The organism is Spiroplasma endosymbiont of Megaselia nigra (assembly GCF_003987485.1).
Lineage (GTDB): Bacteria > Bacillota_I > Bacilli_A > Mycoplasmatales > Mycoplasmataceae > Spiroplasma.
Genome location: NZ_RCOO01000148.1, coordinates 1 through 3,000, shown reverse-complemented (window position 1 = coordinate 3,000; position 3,000 = coordinate 1). Strand labels below are relative to the sequence as shown.

General features: G+C 25.1%; 4 protein-coding genes. All 4 read right to left on the bottom strand.

Going from position 1 to position 3,000, the window contains the following annotated elements; translation table 4 throughout:
• The coding region (locus D9R21_RS05530; protein WP_148108844.1) for a hypothetical protein at positions 1–1,460 on the bottom strand (1,460 nt) is incomplete at its 3' end.
• Positions 1,460–2,116 (bottom strand): hypothetical protein, encoded by a 657-nt coding sequence (locus D9R21_RS05525; RefSeq protein ID WP_126821421.1) that lies wholly within the window; start codon positions 2,114–2,116, stop codon positions 1,460–1,462. The genes D9R21_RS05525 and D9R21_RS05530, both read right to left, overlap by 1 nt.
• A 373-nt stretch (positions 2,117–2,489) precedes the next feature.
• Positions 2,490–2,714: a hypothetical protein gene (locus D9R21_RS05520; protein ID WP_126821420.1), complete on the bottom strand. Its 225-nt coding sequence runs from the start codon at positions 2,712–2,714 to the stop codon at positions 2,490–2,492.
• A 13-nt stretch (positions 2,715–2,727) separates the two neighbouring features.
• Positions 2,728–3,000, bottom strand: a 273-nt coding sequence (locus tag D9R21_RS07330; protein WP_158613924.1) for a hypothetical protein, incomplete at its 5' end; no start/stop codon positions are given.

Here is a 3,000-nt window from a genome sequence, read left to right as displayed (position 1 = left end):
CCTAAATTTGTATCATTTTTAAATTTTGATATTTTACAAAAATTTTCATTATTTGGTTTTCACACAACAAAATATCATTTATTATCAACTGTATTAAATGGTCTTTCTTGTGCTTTAACTTCCTTTCAATAATTTATTGGTTCTGGAGTAATTGTTCTATTACTAAAATTAAAATATAATGAATTTAATCGTATTTCACAATCTGAAAAATAAAAATATTCTTCTAACCTATTTGGTTTTGAAATTAATTCAAAATAATAAGGAGAAAATAATTTAACATCATCATTATATCCTTTATTAATTGCGTATTTACTATATGTATAGTTTGATAACATATAAATAATTTGTTTAAATCTTTTAATAACATTTTCATTAATAGATGTTGAATTATCTAATTTTCAATTTTCAAGTAAGCCGTCAATGACATCTTCGGGTTTTTGCCCTTCAAATTGTTGGCGTAATTCTGCTACTTTATTAGCAGGATTTCCCTTTTCGTCGTATTTTGCCCCTTGAAATTTTCTATCATAATTATAACGATATGTTAAATAATTTAATAAAACTTGTTCTAAATCATTTTTATTTATTAAATCTAAAATATTTTTACCTTGAATATAGTTTTTGGCAATACTTCATGGTAAAAAACTTTCCGTAAATCAATACTGAAATATTCTTAAATTAGGGTTTGTTTCAATGAGCATTGATAACAAGGGTACTAAACTAGCATTTTCAACAATTGATGATGGGTAGGAATAAACACCATTCACATTTCCTCAACATTTGATATTACCAAATAACATTGATTTAGGATATTTAATTTCAATGCCAGTAAATACTGTATCTTCTGGCAATGATTTTTGCAAAACTAAATGAATACTATTTTGGTTTTTTCACTTAAAGTCAGTTATTTTAACTAAATGCGTAGATTTAATAATGTCAACACCCTCAGGTGAATAGGGGCGTTTATATTCTTCAATGATATAACATTCATTTTTGTTGTCTTCGGTAATTGGTTCATTAATAGATACTATTTTTAAGTCATAGGATTCTAAAAATTCTTTGTCTTGTTTTGTAATATCATTAATTAAAATATCTTTTTCATCAATCATTACATAACTTGTGCTATTATCTTGAATTGTGGTATTTTGTTGAACTTGCAATTTAAAATTAAAATCACTAATTTCATAGCCAATAATTTTAATATATTCATCTTTGTTAATAAAACCAATTTTAACGCTATTTTGAGAGTAATTTAAGATTGGTTTTTGGTTTGTTTTAACAAGATTATTAATTTTATAAATATATAAGGTTCTAGCACGGTCTTCGGTAAATAATTGTTCTAAATCAGGATCACTGTACTGCGATTGATTAGCAAAATCTAACGGAATACTATCAATTGAATAATCAATTTGTTCATCATTTTCTGCTAATTGTGCTAACATTTTTTCAGAGGGTTTTAACATTATTCTTGTTCTCCTTCTTCATTAGGCATATTAATAATAGTTTGGTTGTTTTTTAATTGTCTGTTTAAAGTAGCATTTACTGGTAAACGAACATCAACAATTAACTCATCAATATTTTTAATATTGAATGTTCTACTGTTTAAAATTGCATTATCATATTTAATTAACTTCATAACGAATTCAGTTAATTTAATTTCTCTAATATATATCATTTGTTCGTATGATGCGTTTGTTTGAATATTTACACCAGCAACTTCCGCCTGAGTTTGTTGGGCCCCCTTAGCAATTGCAGGAACATGATGGCGATTTATTTTATAGTAATTAGTTAATAATCAATCATATATTTTGGTTAATTGTTCACCTTTAAAATTACCAGCAATATAGTCTACTGGTTGAAAATTACTATCAGGATCACCTTCAACTAATAACAGGTCATTTTCAATAAATGAAGCCAACATTTTACTAATTTCTTGGTCAACTACACCAGTAACCCCATTAGTATTAATGGTAAATTTACCACTATTTAACAATGGGTCTAACATTATCTTTTCAGCAATAATATCTAAAATACTGGCAAATTGTTTACCATAACGAGCAGAAGGTTCAAAATTAGGGTTATTTGGAATAATTTCAATTGGTATAAAATTAAGTGGCAATATTTCCTCTCTTTGTAATGTTGTATAGTTATTTCATTTAGCATCATCAATATATAAGTCGGTAATAGTACTGTATAATCGTGTTTTTAATTTTCTAATAACTTTTACTTGTTTAGTTACATAATCAATTTCTAATTTTTCAGTAATAAAAATACTATGGTCATTTTTAATATAAGGATCATAATCAAAAGTACAAGATACTAAATTACCTAATTCATCATACTGGTCATTGTAAAAATTAATAGTAATAAAATTAAGTTTTGAATTATTGGCAAAAATAAAATAGGCACCTTTACCATTTTTATTAATTTTATATTCGTTATATCAATTCTTATTAGTAAAATCTTGTATTTTTAAAAAGTTATTAATTAATTTAGTATCTTTTTTTTTGATTAGTAAGTGGATTATAAATGCTAATTTCTAAATCACGCGGATTTAAAAAATTAGCATTATCTTCACAAATTCTTTTTTCTAAAATCTCATTATGTTTTTGAACAGTGACATTTTTACGATTAGTAATCGTTGATGCTAAATTAAGATAATAACTATCAATATCATAGCTTTTCTTTAATTTCTTTTTTGCTGGTAACAATCCCATTTATATCACCCCTTTATTTTTTTGTATCTTCTTTTTTAATAACATCTTCAATACTATTTTGTTTTTGTTGTTTGTTATGAGTTTTGATAAATCTAATAGTTTCAATAATTAAAACAACAACCCCAAAACCATTAAGCATTGCACCAATAATTACATATGCAGGTCAACCAATTCCTAATTTAGTAGGTCCTATAAAACAAATAATAATTCCTGCAATAAAAAACAATGATGAAACTCCAAAGATTTTCAAAAACATAATTACATCTTTAACTTCTACTTTTGGCAT